This window comes from Pseudalkalibacillus sp. A8 (assembly GCF_045920555.1).
In the GTDB taxonomy this organism is placed as follows: Bacteria; Bacillota; Bacilli; order Bacillales; family Fictibacillaceae; genus Pseudalkalibacillus.
This window is the reverse complement of the sequence record NZ_CP174509.1, coordinates 689027-706868: the sequence shown is the minus strand read 5'-3', so window position 1 is coordinate 706868 and position 17842 is coordinate 689027. Positions and strand designations below refer to the sequence as shown.

Genomic DNA, 17842 nt, shown 5'->3' with positions numbered 1-17842 from the left:
GTGTTCCATGTCCATAAAGGACTCCTTAGAAAGGAGGTGATCCAGCCGCACCTTCCGATACGGCTACCTTGTTACGACTTCACCCCAATCATCTGTCCCACCTTCGGCGGCTGGTTCCAAAAGGTTACCTCACCGACTTCGGGTGTTACAAACTCTCGTGGTGTGACGGGCGGTGTGTACAAGGCCCGGGAACGTATTCACCGCGGCATGCTGATCCGCGATTACTAGCAATTCCGGCTTCATGCAGGCGAGTTGCAGCCTGCAATCCGAACTGAGAATGGCTTTATGGGATTCGCTCAACCTCGCGGTTTTGCTGCCCTTTGTACCATCCATTGTAGCACGTGTGTAGCCCAGGTCATAAGGGGCATGATGATTTGACGTCGTCCCCACCTTCCTCCGGTTTGTCACCGGCAGTCACCTTAGAGTGCCCAACTGAATGCTGGCAACTAAGATCAAGGGTTGCGCTCGTTGCGGGACTTAACCCAACATCTCACGACACGAGCTGACGACAACCATGCACCACCTGTCACTTCGTCCCCCGAAGGGGAACCTTCCATCTCTGGAAGTAGCGAAGGATGTCAAGACCTGGTAAGGTTCTTCGCGTTGCTTCGAATTAAACCACATGCTCCACTGCTTGTGCGGGCCCCCGTCAATTCCTTTGAGTTTCAACCTTGCGGTCGTACTCCCCAGGCGGAGTGCTTAATGTGTTAACGTCAGCACTGAGGGTGGAACCCCCCAACACCTAGCACTCATCGTTTACGGCGTGGACTACCAGGGTATCTAATCCTGTTTGCTCCCCACGCTTTCGCGCCTCAGCGTCAGTTACTGGCCAGAGAGCCGCCTTCGCCACTGGTGTTCCTCCATATATCTACGCATTTCACCGCTACACATGGAATTCCACTCTCCTCTCCAGTACTCAAGTCCCCCAGTTTCCAATGACCCTCCACGGTTGAGCCGTGGGCTTTCACATCAGACTTAAGAGACCGCCTGCGCGCGCTTTACGCCCAATAATTCCGGACAACGCTTGCCACCTACGTATTACCGCGGCTGCTGGCACGTAGTTAGCCGTGGCTTTCTGGTTAGGTACCGTCAAGGTACCGCCCTGTTCGAACGGTACTTGTTCTTCCCTAACAACAGAGCTTTACGACCCGAAGGCCTTCCTCACTCACGCGGCGTTGCTCGGTCAGACTTTCGTCCATTGCCGAAGATTCCCTACTGCTGCCTCCCGTAGGAGTCTGGGCCGTGTCTCAGTCCCAGTGTGGCCGATCACCCTCTCAGGTCGGCTACGCATCGTCGCCTTGGTGAGCCCTTACCTCACCAACTAGCTAATGCGCCGCGGGCCCATCTGTAAGTGATAGCCGAAGCCATCTTTTAATCCTCCTCTATGCAGAGGAGAATGTTATCCGGTATTAGCCCCGGTTTCCCGGAGTTATCCCAGTCTTACAGGCAGGTTGCCCACGTGTTACTCACCCGTCCGCCGCTGACCTCTGAGGAGCAAGCTCCTCGTTGGTCCGCTCGACTTGCATGTATTAGGCACGCCGCCAGCGTTCGTCCTGAGCCAGGATCAAACTCTCCAATAAAGTGTTTGATTGCTCATTAAATGTAAATCGAAATTGATTCAGGGTTCTTATAAAAGACCCGTTTCACGCTTGGCTTTTGTTCAGTTTTCAAAGAGCTTCCCCATCAATAATAAGAACAAAATCAGATGTCTTTTATTGATGTTTTTTGTTGTCGAAGTCTTTAACAGCGACCTTTATAGAATACCATCTGTAAACCCGACTGTCAATAACTTTTTTTAAAACAAAATCCCGCCGCTTTCGCAGCGACGAGATATAATATATCATGCTCATATTTGAGTGTCAATAACTTTTTTGCTATTAATTCTTAAACCGATACGTCCTATGGAAGATCCCTATTCCCTTCGTATCCTGTCGAATGACTTGGATATATTCCTTTTCGATCAGATGCTCGATCATGGCACCTAGATCAATTTTATAATCTTCCATTTCAGGATGTACCATCAATTCATAAAACGACCAAGTTTCCGGCCGCGTATTCATGATGTCTTTGAGGTGGCGTGATCCAAGTTCAGTTTTAGCGGACAACGAGAATTCATTGGCCAGTAACAATAGTTCTATTCGTTTATTGATCGGTTCATCGCTGGAAGTAAGTTCTTCATATAACTTGTAAATCTCAGGTTCAATTTGTTTCACTTGATTCCACACAGTGACTTCTGGGTAGAAACCATGTTCGATGACGGAAAGCCGTGCAAGATGATGGAGCGCATGAATGATATTGTTATAAGCATCAAGGAAATGACCGGCATGGTACAACTCCTTTCCATCTGAGAACCTGCGGACCAGTTTTGCGAATTCTATACCGATTTTCTTTTTGCGTTCTGCTATCGGGAAATCATTTATACGTGTCTTCAGCGAATCCACAAATTCATTACGATCAAACAGAACCTTGCCGTTTACTACCCAATCTACGACCCGCCGATGAGAACCAAGCATCAACCATTGGTTCAACTGATGGAGTGTAACAACATGGAGAGCTGCTTTTTTATCTTCAAATTCGTAATGCTTCACTTGCCAAGGCGTATTAGCATTTTCAACAATGATAAATAAAATCACATCAAAGTGATCGGTGGATGGGCTGAACTTTTTATTTTTTTCGATTAATAATACCCCGAGCGTTTCTTCACGACTTGCTCTTTCCTGATAGAGTGGCCGTAAAATATCTTCCATTGTACAATCATCTCCTGTGCGTATGTCCGTGGTTCGTTCCAATTTACACTATTCAATATCATTTCGGTTTTTCCTCTATGTTTATGAAAGTTAAAAGATTATTCATGATTTCAATACCCATATTTGCTATACTGTTTGGAGGAGGAATGTATATTATGGAATTGAAATATACAAGCAAGATCAATAAAATCAGAACGTTTGCCCTAAGTCTAGTGTTCATTGGCATTATCATAATGTACCTCGGACTTTATTTTAAAGCAAGTTTTACAGTGATGACGATTTTCATGTTGATCGGTTTTTTAGCAACATTATCGAGCGCTGCAGTATATATTTGGATTGGCATGCTTTCGACCAAGGCCGTCCAGGTAGAATGTCCGAACTGCCATAAGGTGACAAAAGTGCTTGGCAGAGTGGATGCATGTATGTTCTGTAAGCAACCACTTACAATGGATCCGTCACTGGATGGTATTGAATTCGATGATAAATACAATAGAAAAAACAAAAAGGAAGATTAAGAAAAGTGACCTTGAAATGGAGGTCACTTTCTTTATGAGAGAAATTATTTTGCAGGAAAAACAAGAAAAGGATGACGTCCGCTTCAAAAGAAGCTTCAGTCATCCTATTTAATGGAGCTTTTGGCATTCAGGGCATGTTCCGTACACTTCCATACGGTGATTTGCTACCTTAAAACCTGTTACGTGTTTAGCGACATCTTCAACTTCATCAAGTCCAGGATAGGAAAAGTCGACAATTTTGCCGCAGTCTTCACAAATAATATGGTAGTGATCGGTTGTTACACAATCAAAGCGACTGGATGAATCCCCATAAGTAAGTTCTTTAACAAGTCCTGCTCCTTTAAAGACGCGCAGGTTATTGTATACAGTCGCTACACTCATGTTAGGGAATTTGTCCTCTAATGCTTTATAAATCTCATCAGCTGTAGGATGAGACATTGTTTGAATTAAATACTCTAGAATCGCATGACGTTGTGGCGTAATGCGAACTCCCGCATCCTTCAACGTATCAACCGCTGTTTGTAATCGGCTTTCTTCCTGTGTCATCGTCATGCACCTCTCTTCCGAAAGACATTATTACTTTATAATATTTATAATTAGTGTACACGGAATTTGTGACGATTGTCAATTGTAACCCTTATTTTATGCTACTTTACTCCTCTTCATGTAAGATTGGTTCCGTTACATTCATTTTTTGATTCGTGTATCTTGCAGCCACAAATAAGAAATCGGAAAGACGGTTCAGATAGGAAAGCACTAATGGATTGACATTTTCTATCACCACAGCTTGCCGTTCGGCCCTCCTTACGACGGTACGGGCAACATGGAACGCCGAAGCAGCTGTCGATCCTCCAGGAAGGACGAATTGCTTCAACTGCTTCAATTCTTCATCCCAACGGTCGATTGCCTGTTCAAGATAAGTGATGTCACTCTCTTCCAATGTCCATCCCACTTTTTTGCCTGCTGGTGTCGCCAGTTCCGCTCCTACATGAAAAAGGACAGTCTGGACTTTGCGGACGATTTTTTCAAATTCCGCTTTCCATTCCCTTTGCTGCTCTTGTAAGTGGCTCAATCCCAAACCGATCATTGAATTCGCTTCGTCACATGTACCATATGCTTCTACGCGAGGATCGTTCTTCCCGACACGTTCTCCGTAAACGAGTGAAGTCGTCCCTTTATCTCCAGATTTCGTATAGATCTTCATTCATCAGTACCCCCTGGTTGGATCGATTTTGTTCAGAAATTCCCCTTCGCCTGTCCGGAATACCTTTAAATTCTCTTCAAATTGATCGAAAGCCCGGCGCTGATAAAGCGGGGTGATGCCTGAGAGGTGCGGCGTGATCGTTACGTTCGGCATTTCCCATAGTGCGCTGTCCTCAGGAAGCGGCTCTTTTTCCATCACATCTAAAACAGCATGGGCAATCTGATTTTCTTGAAGTGCTTCAATTAAATCTTGTTGATCGACGGTTGTCCCTCTTCCGATATTATGAAGACTGCATGTTCCTGCATTTTTTCAAAGTGTTCTTTCTTTAAAATTGCACTTGTTTCTGGAGTTTTCGGTAAAACGGATACTATAAAATCAGCCTTATTTAAAATATCGTCGAGCTGATTGAAGGTGACCATTTCGTTAAAATGTTCCACAGAGCGGCCACTTCGGTTCAAACCGATCGTATGCATATTGAAGGCTTTTGCCAATCTTGCTATTTCAGACCCGATAGCGCCTGCCCCAAGTACTCCAATTGTCTTCCCATATAACTCACTCACTTGTAGTTTACGGTCCCAAACTTTATTCTTCTGGTTTTCTTTGATTTTCGGGAATTCACGGATCACTTGCAGCATCATACCAATTGTATATTCAGCCATCGGTATTTTATGGATACCTCTGGCGTTGGTAACCAATATATCTTGTGCTCTTATGGCATCATAAGGCATTTTATCAAGACCGGCAGACATGACATGGATCCATTTCAACCGGTCCGCCTTTTTAATGATTTCCGGGGTTAGATCTTCACCATATGTAAGCAGGACCTCTGCATCCTTTAAATACTCTTCTGCTTCTTTTATGTTTTGACAGAACTGGAATTGGATATCTGGGTACTTTTCTATCACATCATCCTGGAGCGAATATCGGACTTTTGCCGAAGATAGAATGAACATCTTGCTAACCTCCCTTGGTTTCCTCCTTTTATTAAACAACACTTTTATCCAAATCGTCCAATCATAAACGAAATCTTCTGACTTTTTAAACTTAGACGACAAATTAAGCGAAATTCCCGACACTCCTTCGGGAACAACGAGCCAGGCGAGACCCCGCTATAAAAGGATCTTCGACTAAAAACCACCACGTCCTGTGGCGAACGTCGAAGCCACATCCATGTGCAAGTGAGAAGGCTTGCGGATCGCCCGCGGAAAGGGAGTGAATTTCGCACCTCTTCACTGAAGGAATAAGAAATGAGGCTGAACCACAGCCTCATTCTAAACGATTAAAGATTTTCTTTTATATATTCGAGTGCTTCCGTTACATGATCCTTCACACGTACTTTACGCCACTCTTTTATAAGGTCACCATCTTTATCGATGATGAACGTCGAACGGACGATTCCCATGTACTCCTTGCCGAAGTTCTTCTTCATCTGCCATACATCATAAAGTTCAGCAACTTTATGATCTTCATCCGCAAGCAATAAGAATGGAAGATCATGCTTTTCAATGAATTTTTTATGGCGGTCCACTGGGTCTGGACTCACCCCAAGAATCACTGTATTCTGATCACTGAATTCACTGTGATGATCTCTGAAGTCACATGCTTCTGTGGTACATCCTGGTGTCATGTCTTTCGGGTAGAAATACAATACAACATGTTTTCCTTTGAAATCTGAAAGGCTGACCTTCTCACCATTATTCGCCTCTAAAGTAAAATCCGGTGCTTTTTCTCCTGTTTTGACAGACATGAACGAATACCTCCTAAATTAAATAAAATCACAGTTCAAAAAGATGGCGAATTAGAAACAACACCGGCTAAAAACGTCACATGACAACGCCGGTACTAGCACGTCCTGTGCGTCGAAAATTCGCCGTTGATCATTTGTACTTTTTGAACTTTCACTATTTTAAGAGTACCCAATTTAGAAAGCGGATACAACTAATCCGATTTCCACTCATTCTCAATGACGGTCGAAAGCACAAAGGCTGCCGGCAACAGGTATCCCACCAAGGCTTCAATGATTGAAATCCATCTCCCGATCCCGATAGGCGTAATATCACCATAACCGACAGAAAGGAGTGTGACAGCACTAAAGTAAGATACAACTTCTGTCAATTCAGTATAAGTTCCATGTACAGGTGCCCCGCCTTCCATCAGGACGGGAACACCTACCATCAACAGGCTGAAATAAATGGTACCGAACCCAAGGATAATAATCGAATAGACGATGAATAAAGCGATCAGATCATCAAAAGAAATGAACTTCCGTGATTTTTTATGTAGGTGACGAGGATGTCTGAAGAATGTGATTAAGCTTTTTTGCACAATAATGAAGACGGAAATAAATACAAAGACCACAATAAGAAGATCCATCTTATCCACCTCTTCACATTCCTATGCTGGAAATCGGAAAGATAGGACAAGATGGACCGAAACAAACTACCGGCTGGTTGCGTTGATTCGTTTTATTTGTTGATCATCTGCTTCTATGATTTTAAAGGTGACATGTTCATAAGTATATTCCTCATCGACAGATACTTCAGCGTTCTGGGTCAAGAGCCAGCCCCCTATTGTATCGAGTTCCGAGTCATCAATATCGATCTTAAAAAACTCGTTGACGTCGGAAATCAAGGCTTTGCCATTTAAGATAGCATGATTGCGGTCCAGTTTTTCAATCTGCGGCTTCTCTTCCGTGTCAAATTCATCCCGAATTTCACCGACAATCTCCTCAATGATATCTTCTACGGTCACAAGACCAGCAGTCCCGCCATATTCATCGACCAGGATCATCATATGCACGCGTTCTTTTTGCATTTGCACGAGCAGTTTTTTGATGGGCGTCGTTTCAATCACTTTAAGGACAGGGCGAATGAACTCGCTTAAAGGACGTTCTTCTTTCAACAACAAAGAATTGAAGACTTCTTTAATATTGACAAGCCCGATGATATGATCTTTATCGCCATCTGCGACAGGATAGCGGGTGAACTTTTCATTGCTCATGATGGATATGTTTTCTTCCATAGACTGATCGGTGAACATGCAGACCATTTCCGTCCGGGGAACCATGATCTCTTTTGCTGTCCGATCATCAAATTCAAAGATTTTATTCACATAATGGAGCTCTGACTTGTTGATTTCCCCACTCTTATAGCTTTCTGATAGAATGATCCGCAGCTCCTCTTCCGAGTGTGCGACCTCATGCTCATTCACTTGCCTGAAACCGAGCATTTTTATGAAGATCCTTGCAGAGCCATTCAATATCCAGATAAACGGGTACATAATTTTATAAAATAAAATCAATGGCCTTGAAAGTAACAGCGTGATTCCTTCTGCTTTCTGAATCGCAATCGTTTTCGGCGCAAGTTCCCCTAATACGACATGTAAAAAGGTGATCGCTGAAAAAGCGATGATGAAGGAAAGCGTGCTTGCGAGCGCTTCTGAAATCGCGAGCTCTTCAAACAGCGGGTGAAGGATCTTCTCGACTGTAGGTTCACCAAGCCACCCGAGTCCGAGTGCCGTGATGGTGATTCCAAGCTGGCAGGCTGACAGGTAACCGTCCAGATTGTCGAGTACGTTCCGGGCTGCGACCGCTTTTTTATTGCCCTCTTCGACAAGTTTATCAATTTTAGTTGAACGTATTTTTACAATTGCAAATTCTGCTGCTACGAAAAAAGCTGTCAGCGCAATCAGAATGGCAACCGATAGGAGTTTTATGATGATCATGGTTCGCCTTCCATAGGAGGAAGGTTTCACCTCCGTTGCATACTTATAATTACTATCATTCCTCTAAGGACATAAAACATAACATACCTTTAACTTCCCGCACCACGGTATTTTGTAACCCCGATGTTCCATAAGAAAATAGAAAGGGAGAAAAAGAAGATCCCCATGACAGGCGTAAGGTAAGCGTAGCCGTACCATTCCGTTTTATCTAGGAAAAATGCCGCAGGATAAACGCCTACAAAGGCAAAAGGTAAAATCCATGTGAGGACATAACGGATGATTTGATTATAAATGTCAACCGGATACCGGCCAAAGTTTCCGATATTGTACATCATCGGCATGATATCCGTACGGCTGTCGGACCAGAAACTGATTGTGGCCAGGCTGATGAAGATCCCCGCATAGACAAGTGCCCCTCCCGATACGAATAAGCAGAATAAAAGTGGGTCATACCAACTGAGCGTCATCCCCAGGTTGCTTCCTGCATAAAACATGACAGCGAGACCAGTGATCACACCGAACATCGATTCCAATTCCATCCGTTCAAGAATTACCTGGAATAGGCTGTGGATTGGCCGGGTCAGGATGCGATCAAGTTCCCCTTTGACGATATATCGTTCATTAAAGTCCCAAATGTTGAAGAAAGTTGAGAAAAGCGCAAACGGAACTAAGAAAAAACCATAGATGAAAATGATTTCGTCTTTGCTCCAGCCGCTCAACAAGTTGGTATGGCCGAAAACGACAAGGATAAAAATTAGATTGACTGCCTGAAACAGTAGATCTGATATGATTTCTACAACCATGTCAGAGCGATAGGTCAGCCTTGTTTTCATGTATTGGCCGACATATTGGACAAAAATCGATAGATAATTCATGTCGCTACCCTCCCTGTATGACCATTTGTTTTTTAGCAAGTACCCATAGGATCTGGATCGGTACAAGGAGCAGCAAGCACCATAAACCCTGCATCATCAAGGCATTCCAAACCTGTTCCCCGACGAAGCCTTCTGAAAAGATCATACTCGGCACATAGGAAATATACATGAACGGGAACCACTCCATTGTCGATTGCGCCCATCCTGGATAGAAACTGATCGGCAGGATCAACCCGGAAAACAAGTCGATGACGACTCGCTTCGCTCTCATCAACCCGTCATTGTTAAAGATGAAGAATGTGAATATTCCCGTCATCAGGTTGATTTGTGTATTGATGATGAAACTGAACAAGATCGAAACGCCGAAAAATCCCCACGTCGCAAGATTTGCTGAAAATTGAAGCGGAAAAACGAGACTGACCAAGAACATGCCGGGTACTGAGAAAAAGAGCAAGCGGAAGATTCCTTCTCCGAGTGCAGCCATCGTCTTCATATTGAGATAATGATAAGGCCTGATCAATTCGACTGCGACTTTTCCTTCTTTGATTTCGAGTGCGATTTCACGATCGATATTGTTGAAATAAAAAGCTCGGGCCATCCAAGCAACCGCAATGTAGGTGGTCATCTGTATGACCGATAAACCTTGGATATCCTCTTTCCCTCCATAAATGGCACTCCACAGGAAGTAATAAGCTGCGATGTTGATACTATAAATGATGATGCCGCTGTAGTAATTGGTCCTGTAAGCGAGCATCATCAAGAACCTGATCCGTATCATTTCAACATATTTACCCATGGATGATGCCCTCTTCGTAAATATTCCGGATGATTTCTTCTGTTGAAGTCTCTAAAATCTTCAGATCCAGTATTTGATGATTTGCAACGACGTCACCGATGATTTGTGAAATGATATCTTCATCATTCGTCACATTCGCTGTCCAAGTGTTTTCATTGTCACCAGGTTCCCAGACCACTAACTGCTTACCGGTAGACCGGATCAGTTGATCCCTTGTTTTAGGTGTTTTGAAATGGAACTCGATCTGCTTTCCTTCTCCCCAGCTCGTTTTCAACTGGCTGAGAGCCCCATCATAGATGATTTTACCTTCATCCAACATGACGACCCGTTCACAGAGCGCTTCGATATCAGACAAGTCGTGGGTTGTAAGCATGACAGTCGTGTTGTATTGTGTATTCAGCTCTTTCAAGAACTCACGGATCTTCAGTTTGACTAGCACGTCAAGACCAATCGTAGGTTCATCAAGGAAAAGCAGCGGTGGATTATGGATGAGCGCGGCTGCCAATTCACAACGCATCCGTTGTCCAAGAGAAAGTTTACGCACCGGCTTGTCGAGTAACGGCGCGATATCCAATGCATCGATCACCATTGCCATATGGTTGTTGTAATCTTCATCTGACACATTGTATACCTTTTTAAGCAGGCGGAAAGACTCTTGGACAGCGATATCCCACCATAGCTGTGAACGCTGCCCGAAAACGACACCAATGGTTTTGACGAACTTCTCCCGCTCCTTATGCGGATTCATTCCGTTGATCCGAACTTCACCGGATGTTGGGGTGAGGATACCAGTAAGCATCTTTATCGTGGTCGACTTACCTGCCCCATTCTCTCCGATATAACCGATCATCTCCCCCGGCTTCACATCAAGCGAAATCGAATCGACAGCCCGGTGTATTTTATAATTTCTCGTCAAAAGGTCGCGGAACGCCCCTTTCAGACCAGATCTGCTAGAATATGATTTGAATTCCTTCGTCAGATTTTCAACATGTATCATTGAATTCATAAATGTTCCCCCAATCTTGCACCACTAACAGTTTATACAACCCAAACAACAAAACACAACTGCATTGATTCATGATATAGTAGGCAGTGCTAGGCACCGAAGCAGACCCTTTGGCGCCGTTGAGGTTCGAAACGGTGCCAGGCACCATCTAAGAAGCCATACATACCAAGGGTTTACAAAAAGTGCCTGGCACTGAGAAAATAATAAATCAATCATAAATCATTCTTTAGGAGGGTTATTTTATGAATAGAGAGAATTCCCAGCGGTTGTATGCGGATGCACTTGAGCACATTGTCGGCGGTGTGAACAGTCCTTCCCGGGCATACAAGGCTGTCGGCGGAGGTGCCCCTGTCTTCATGGAGAAAGCGAAAGGCGCTTACTTCTGGGACGTGGATGGCAACAAATACATTGATTATCTAGCAGCTTACGGTCCGATCATCACCGGCCACGCTCACCCGCACATAACCAAGGCGATCACGTACGCAGCGGAAACCGGAGTCCTGTATGGAACCCCGACCAGACTCGAGAATCAATTCGCGAAAATGCTGAAAGAAGCGATGCCTTCTCTAGAAAAAGTCCGATTTGTCAATTCGGGAACTGAAGCAGTCATGACGACGATCCGAGTTGCCAGAGCATACACTGGCCGAGATAAAATCATCAAATTCGCAGGCTGTTACCATGGCCATTCTGATCTTGTCCTTGTTGCCGCAGGATCCGGCCCTTCAACCCTCGGTACCCCTGACTCGGCAGGTGTTCCAAAAAGTATAGCGCAAGAAGTCATCACTGTTCCATTCAATGATATTGAAGCCTTTAAAGAAGCAATTGACAAATGGGGCCATGAAGTTGCAGGTATTCTTGTGGAACCGATTGTCGGGAACTTCGGTATTGTCGAGCCAAAGCCAGGATTTTTAGAAGCGGTGAACGAGATTGCCCATGAGGCAGGCTCTCTTGTCATCTATGATGAAGTCATCACAGCTTTCCGTTTCATGTATGGCGGCGCACAGAACCTTTTGAATGTTGAACCTGACATGACTGCTCTTGGTAAAATCATCGGTGGCGGACTTCCAATTGGAGCCTACGGGGGCAAGAAAGACATCATGGAAAAAGTCGCTCCTCTAGGCCCGGCTTATCAAGCTGGTACAATGGCTGGAAACCCTGCCTCAATTTCTGCAGGGATCGCGTGCCTTGAAGTCCTTCAGCAGGATGGTATATACGAGCATCTCGATATGCTTGGCGAAAAGCTTGAAACTGGCATAAGGAAGCTTGCAAAACAATATGATGTTCCATTGTCACTCAACCGTTTGAAAGGCGCCCTTACGCTTTACTTCGGTTCAGAAAATGAAGTGACGAATTATGAACAAGCTGAAAGAAGTGATGGAGAATTATTTGCGAAATTCTTCAAGCTGATGCTTGAACAAGGGGTCAACCTGGCACCTTCGAAATACGAAGCCTGGTTCCTCACAACAGAACATACAGATAAAGATATCGAAGAAACATTAAAGGCTGTTGAGCAAGCATTTCAAAAACTATAGAACAAATCCCATAGTGGGCTGACCTATAAGTGTCTGTGACTCTCCGTACTTAATAACATTTTGAGAAAAATCGTGTTTTTGAGACAACGTGTTGTGTTGGAGGTGTCTGACACTTTTCTTTTGGGTCTGCCCCTCTTCCCTATCTCAGGACCAAACCTCATAAACCCGAGTATGAATACGAAAAACTTACATAATCATATATAAGAAGAACACTAATTTTCTTGTCACATTTGCAATCTGTGTTATACATTTTTCTTATTGCTTTCTAATTGGTTTGGGTGTATAGTACGTTCATCTCAACAATGTTTTAAGAAAGGATTTTGCTAAAACTATGAAATTCGGTGCTCGTATTTTAAAAACAGGAGTTGCGATTTCACTAGCATTATATATAACGCATTGGTTGAATCTCGAATCAGCTGCGTTTGCAGCTATTGCAGCAATGTTCGCCATCCAACCGACCATTTATCGTTCTTACCAGACGATCGTTGAACAGGTACAAGCTAATTTAATCGGTGCTACACTAGCCTTCATAGCTGTACAGACACTCGGAAATGAACCGATTGTCATCGGCCTTATCGGAGTATTGGTCATCGCTATCAATATAAAATTAAAAATCGAAAGCACAATTCCATTGGCAATCGTTACGGTCATCATCTTGATGGTCAACCCTGGAGACGATTATCTCACTTTTGCAATCACGAGATTTTCAGTAATCATGATTGGCGTTTTCTGTGCATTCTTAGTAAATCTAATTTTTCTGCCTCCAAAATATGAAACTCGTCTGTATCATAAAAACGTAAAGAACATGGAACAGATTTCCCAGTGGATCCGTCTTGCAACCCGAAATGATGCGGATCGCAAAATCCTGAAAGAGGACCTGGCAAAAATCAATGAAAGCATGATCAAGGCAGATAATTATTACCTTATGTATAAAGAAGAAAGAAATTATTTCAAGGGATCAGAGTATACGAAGAATCGTAGACTCGTATTATTCCGGAATATGATATCGACTACCTATAAAGCGTTAGCTATTTTAAAAAGTCTTGATCAACATGACCATAAAATATATCAGATGCCTGATACAATACAAGAATTGATACAAGATCAACTGGATCACTTGACGAATTACCATCAGAGAATTTTGATGAAGTACATCGGGAAGGTACGTTACCAATCTCCGGATGATGTTGTAAATCGACTCGAAAGCGATGAAAAGGAACTGACAGAGTATTTCATGAACATTTATGATCATAAACAAGTGGAACGTGAGCAATGGATGAACGTATTCCCGCTCATTGGCCTGATCATCGATTATAACCATCATTTGATCCATCTCGATAAATTGGTTGAAAGCTTCCAAACGTACCACACTTCCGAGAATGAAGTGAAAATTTCTGATACTTATCCTCAAGATGAATAGCTGACAAAGAGCTTGGAATCACACCAGGCTCTTTATTTTTATGCGAAAACAAATTTAGCGGACACCAGAGACCTTATTTCATAAAAAACCCCTAAAAAGTGCCCTTTAAAACAAAGATAACGGACCAGATGTCCACTAATATTTTTTGCAAATAAAAAACGCGAGTGGTCTCGTTAACGAAACCACCTGCGTTTTTAGTATGCGAATCTTAGCTTTTCATTTTTGGATCAAGTGCATCACGAAGTCCATCACCCATCAGGTTGAATCCAAGAACCGTAAGCATGATTGCGAGACCAGGGAAGATCATCGTCCATGGCGCATTCGTAATATAAGACCGTGAATCCGCAAGCATAGTCCCCCATTCTGGTGTAGGTGCTTGTGCTCCTAATCCGAGAAAACCAAGTGCTGCTGTCTCGATGATTGCAGTGGCAATTAATAATGTACCCTGTACGATGATTGGTGCTGTACTATTCGGCAGGATGTGATGGAACAATATCCTTGAATCCTTCATACCGACAGCTTTAGCAGCCGCTATATACTCTTCTTCCTTTATACTCAATACTTTTGAACGAACCAATCTTCCGAAGTTCGGTACGTTGATGATGGCAATCGCTATCAAGGCATTTCTTAAGGAAGGGCCTAATACAGCAACGATTGCAATCGCCAGCAAGATACTCGGAAAAGCAAGCATGATATCAAAGAGTCTGGAGATGATGGTGTCGACCCATCTACCATAGTAACCTGCTATGATTCCTAAAATGGACCCGACGATGATCGAACCTAACACAGCGAAAAAGCCTACTGTAAGTGAAATTCGGGCACCATAAATCGTTCTACTTAGTATATCCCGACCAAAATCATCTGTTCCAAACCAATATTCTGAAGAAGGTGCTTCGAGCTTTGCATAATTGTCTGATGAAAGCTTTTGTTCATTTATTCCCTCAGGGGCGATAATAGGCGCAAAAACTGCCATGATAACAAAGAAACTGACAAGTCCCAATCCTAAAAGCGCCATTTTGTTTTTGCGAAAGCTCTTCCAGGCATCTCTCCATGGCGAAGCAGGCTTTTCTTCTTGCTGCTTTGGCTCTATTGGGTTTTCATTACGTGCTAGTTCCGCCATAATGTTCTCTCCTTTTAAATAATAAGCATTCAAAAAGTCTGAGGATTTTATCAATCGTTGACTTTTTGACTTCAGTTATTATTGATATTTGATTCTAGGATCGATTGCCGCATATAAGAGATCCACTAGAAGATTAATCGTTACAAAAACTAAAGCAATGACAAGTATTCCAGATTGGATGACTGGGTAATCACGGAATCCGATCGCATCATAGATGTATCTTCCGATTCCAGGCCAACTGAAGATTGTTTCTGTAAGGATTGCTCCCCCTAACAACAGACCCATCTGTAGGCCGATGACTGTTAAAACTGGGATGAATGCATTCTTCAATGAGTGCTTATAAACAACCCAGAACATGCGAAGACCTTTTGCACGTGCTGTTCGGATATAGTCAGAGCGCATGACTTCCAACATGCTTGACCGAGTCATCCTTGCAATGATCGCCATCGGGATTGTAGCTAATGCTATTCCTGGTAGGATAAGATGTCTCAGGACTGTTTGCAATTGGTCGAAACGCCCTTGAATGATCGTATCGATGATGTACAGATTCGTTATGGAATCGACTGGATTCAATATACTTTCTCTACCGGATGTCGGCAATAATTCCCATTCAACTGCAAATGCCCATTGCTCCATCAAACCAAGCCAGAAGATCGGCATGGAAACACCGATAAGCGCAAGCAGCATTGCAACATAATCAAACCAAGAGTTTTGGAACCATGCACTGATGATCCCTGCGTTTACTCCGATCACGACAGCGATGATCATTGCAAATAGTGACAATTCCAACGTCGCTGCAAAATAAGGCCATATCTCTTCACTGATAGGTGCGTGGGTTCGGATCGAATTCCCTAAATCACCAGTAAGCAGATCTTTCATATAAATAAAATATTGTGTATACCATGGCTCGTCCAAGCCTAAAGAACCTCGTAATTCAGCTACTGCTTCTTTAGAAGCTTGCTGACCAAGGATAATTTGAGCTGGGTCCCCAGGAATAGCACGAATCAGAAAGAACACGATAAGTGACATTCCGATAAGAACAGGGATCAGCATTAAAATTCGTCGTATTGTGTACGCAAACACTTTTCTATCACCTCTTCAGCATAGTGGCTTAATTTCGTATGATCATAGCTGCTTATTCACTAGATAAGCCAATGCTATGTAAACCGGTTTAAATATAATACCTGTTTGCGAACAAGATAAATGATTAATAATCCGGTTCACAGAATTCAAAATTATTTTTTCTAAAAGAAAAGGGGAGCGCTACACTCCCCCCTCTCTTATTCGCTTAAATAAACGTTTGTTAACTTGTCAGAACCAGTTGGGTGTGGCTTGAATCCTTCTACATTTTTAAGTCCTGCAAGTGCTGGCTCGGAGTGTACAAGCGGTACCCAAGGAGCTTCTTCATGAAGGATAACTTGCGCTTCTTTATAAAGCTCTGCACGCTTGTCTTCATCAGGTGTTGATTGTGCTTCGATTAAAATATCGTGCAATTCATCGTTTGCAAAACGAGAGTAATTGTTAGAACCGATCGTATCTTTATCCAGTAACGTGTAAAGGAAGTTATCCGCGTCACCGTTGTCCCCTGTCCATCCTAATAGGAACATAGGAGCTTCACCTTTTTGAGTCTTTTCAAGGTAAGTACCCCATTCGAATGATACGATTTCAGCTTCTACACCGATCTTAGCGAAGTTTGCAGCAATTGCCTCTGCAGCTTTTTTGCCATCTGGCATATAAGGACGTGGTACTGGCATAGCCCATAATTCAGTTTTGAATCCATCTTCATATCCAGCTTCAGCTAGTAATTCTTTTGCCTTTTCCAAGTCGAATGGATAAGGATCGATTTCATCATTATAGCCATTGATGACTGGAGGCATTGGGTTCTTAGCTGGCTCAGCTTGTCCTTCATAGAATGCTTTGATCAATGCATCCTTATCTACTGCATGGTTCAATGCTTGACGTACTTTCTTGTTATTGAATGGTTCCATTTCAGTGTTGAATCCTAAGTATCCAACGTTCATTGATGGACGGAAGAATGGCTTCAATTCATCAGCCTGTTCAATTTCCGCAACATCACTTGGATTAACACCATCGATCAAGTGAACTTCACCAGTTTTCAATGCATTCAGACGGTTTGAGTTATCCGGAATTGCACGGAAAATGACTTTATCAAGCTTCGGAAGCCCCTCTTTAAAGTAGTCTTCGTTCTTTTCTAATGTAATACGGTCATTACGCTTCCAATCGACAAATTTGAAAGGCCCAGTACCTACTGGTTGTGTTTCAAGGTTGTCGAATTCACTAGGAGCACCGATTGAGAACGGCGTCATCGCTAAGTTTTTCAAGAATGGTGCTTGCGGACGGTTCAATGTGAATACAACCGTGTTCTCGTCTTTAGCTTCTACACTTTTGATAACGTGTCCTTCGTCACCTTTAAATCCACCAAACATGGATGCATAATAAGCGAACTTACCAGCATCTCCACTGTTCATCCAACGCTCGAAGTTCTTCACGACTGCTTCTGCATTGAAATCATCACCATTATGGAACTTAACGCCTTCACGTAGTGTAAACGTATACGTCAATCCATCTTCAGAAACATCCCACTCTTCAGCTAGTGCAGGGTGTACTTCTGTGTCTTGCTCTCCATATTCTACTAATGTGTCATAAACGTTTTTGATAACTTTGAATGATTCACCATCCGTCACAGTCGCAGGGTCTAATCCTACAGAATCACCACCACGGCCGAAAATCAAAGTTTGTTCTTTCTCGCTGTCGCCACTTCCACCGTTACCATCGGATCCAGAGTCAGAGTTACATCCAGCCAGGGCTACTGACATGATCATAATAATGGCTAGTGCCCATAGAAAACCTTTCTTCATAAGGTGCTCCCCCTTTAATATTGTT

General features: G+C 43.3%; 15 protein-coding genes, 1 rRNA gene and 1 pseudogene. 3 read left to right on the top strand and 14 right to left on the bottom strand.

Features of this window, described 5'->3' with window-relative positions; all coding sequences use genetic code 11:
* Positions 1-29: 29 nt before the first annotated feature.
* A 16S ribosomal RNA gene (locus ACJROX_RS03725) occupies positions 30-1580 on the bottom strand.
* A gap of 297 nt (positions 1581-1877) precedes the next feature.
* Entirely contained in the window at positions 1878-2747 is an 870-nt protein-coding gene (locus ACJROX_RS03720) for a nucleotidyltransferase-like protein (protein WP_408009440.1), read from the bottom strand.
* Between the two features lie 155 nt (positions 2748-2902).
* Here ACJROX_RS03720 and ACJROX_RS03715 point away from each other — a divergent pair, with 155 nt between their 5' ends.
* A complete protein-coding gene (locus ACJROX_RS03715; protein WP_408009439.1) occupies positions 2903-3262 on the top strand; it encodes a YgzB family protein in 360 nt (119 codons plus the stop codon).
* 108 nt (positions 3263-3370) lie between these two features.
* Here ACJROX_RS03715 and perR read toward each other — a convergent pair whose 3' ends face one another.
* From perR to ACJROX_RS03670, 9 genes and pseudogenes are all read right to left on the bottom strand, one after another.
* Positions 3371-3808 carry a peroxide-responsive transcriptional repressor PerR gene (gene perR, locus ACJROX_RS03710; RefSeq protein WP_408009438.1) on the bottom strand — a complete coding sequence of 146 codons (438 nt, stop codon included), beginning with the start codon at positions 3806-3808 and terminating at the stop codon, positions 3371-3373.
* A gap of 106 nt (positions 3809-3914) precedes the next feature.
* The gene (locus ACJROX_RS03705) at positions 3915-4466 is read right to left on the bottom strand and encodes a cob(I)yrinic acid a,c-diamide adenosyltransferase (RefSeq protein WP_408009437.1); all 552 of its coding nucleotides are present in this window, start codon (positions 4464-4466) and stop codon (positions 3915-3917) included.
* A gap of 3 nt (positions 4467-4469) precedes the next feature.
* A pseudogene (locus ACJROX_RS03700) lies at positions 4470-5419 on the bottom strand (D-2-hydroxyacid dehydrogenase).
* Between the two features lie 326 nt (positions 5420-5745).
* On the bottom strand, positions 5746-6213 hold the full coding sequence (gene bcp / locus ACJROX_RS03695; protein WP_408009436.1) for a thioredoxin-dependent thiol peroxidase: 468 nt from the start codon (positions 6211-6213) through the stop codon (positions 5746-5748).
* A gap of 191 nt (positions 6214-6404) precedes the next feature.
* On the bottom strand, positions 6405-6839 hold the full coding sequence (locus ACJROX_RS03690) for an ion channel (protein WP_408009435.1): 435 nt from the start codon (positions 6837-6839) through the stop codon (positions 6405-6407).
* A 66-nt stretch (positions 6840-6905) separates the two neighbouring features.
* Positions 6906-8189: a hemolysin family protein gene (locus tag ACJROX_RS03685; RefSeq protein WP_408009434.1), complete on the bottom strand. Its 1284-nt coding sequence runs from the start codon at positions 8187-8189 to the stop codon at positions 6906-6908.
* Between the two features lie 89 nt (positions 8190-8278).
* A complete protein-coding gene (locus tag ACJROX_RS03680; protein WP_408009433.1) occupies positions 8279-9064 on the bottom strand; it encodes an ABC transporter permease in 786 nt (261 codons plus the stop codon).
* Between the two features lie 4 nt (positions 9065-9068).
* On the bottom strand, positions 9069-9860 hold the full coding sequence (locus ACJROX_RS03675) for an ABC transporter permease (protein ID WP_408009432.1): 792 nt from the start codon (positions 9858-9860) through the stop codon (positions 9069-9071).
* The gene (locus tag ACJROX_RS03670; RefSeq protein WP_408009431.1) at positions 9853-10866 is read right to left on the bottom strand and encodes an ATP-binding cassette domain-containing protein; all 1014 of its coding nucleotides are present in this window, start codon (positions 10864-10866) and stop codon (positions 9853-9855) included. Before ACJROX_RS03670 ends, ACJROX_RS03675 begins: the two co-directional genes overlap by 8 nt.
* A gap of 242 nt (positions 10867-11108) precedes the next feature.
* On the opposite strand from ACJROX_RS03670, the gene ACJROX_RS03665 reads away from it, so the two are divergent.
* Both ACJROX_RS03665 and ACJROX_RS03660 read left to right on the top strand, forming a co-directional pair.
* Positions 11109-12398 carry a glutamate-1-semialdehyde 2,1-aminomutase gene (locus ACJROX_RS03665; RefSeq protein ID WP_408009430.1) on the top strand — a complete coding sequence of 430 codons (1290 nt, stop codon included), beginning with the start codon at positions 11109-11111 and terminating at the stop codon, positions 12396-12398.
* Positions 12399-12729: 331 nt separating this feature from the next.
* Positions 12730-13818, top strand: coding sequence for an FUSC family protein (locus tag ACJROX_RS03660; RefSeq protein ID WP_408009429.1), 1089 nt, complete (start codon positions 12730-12732; stop codon positions 13816-13818).
* Between the two features lie 208 nt (positions 13819-14026).
* Here the strand turns inward: ACJROX_RS03660 and ACJROX_RS03655 are convergent, their stop codons facing one another.
* The 3 genes from ACJROX_RS03655 to ACJROX_RS03645 form a co-directional block, all read right to left on the bottom strand.
* Positions 14027-14938: an ABC transporter permease gene (locus tag ACJROX_RS03655; RefSeq protein ID WP_408009428.1), complete on the bottom strand. Its 912-nt coding sequence runs from the start codon at positions 14936-14938 to the stop codon at positions 14027-14029.
* Between the two features lie 78 nt (positions 14939-15016).
* Complete coding sequence (locus tag ACJROX_RS03650) at positions 15017-16021, bottom strand: ABC transporter permease (protein WP_408009427.1); 1005 nt, start codon at positions 16019-16021, stop codon at positions 15017-15019.
* A 197-nt stretch (positions 16022-16218) separates the two neighbouring features.
* Positions 16219-17817, bottom strand: a complete 1599-nt coding sequence (locus ACJROX_RS03645; protein WP_408009426.1) for an ABC transporter substrate-binding protein — start codon at positions 17815-17817, stop codon at positions 16219-16221.
* Between the last annotated feature and the right edge of the window lie 25 nt (positions 17818-17842).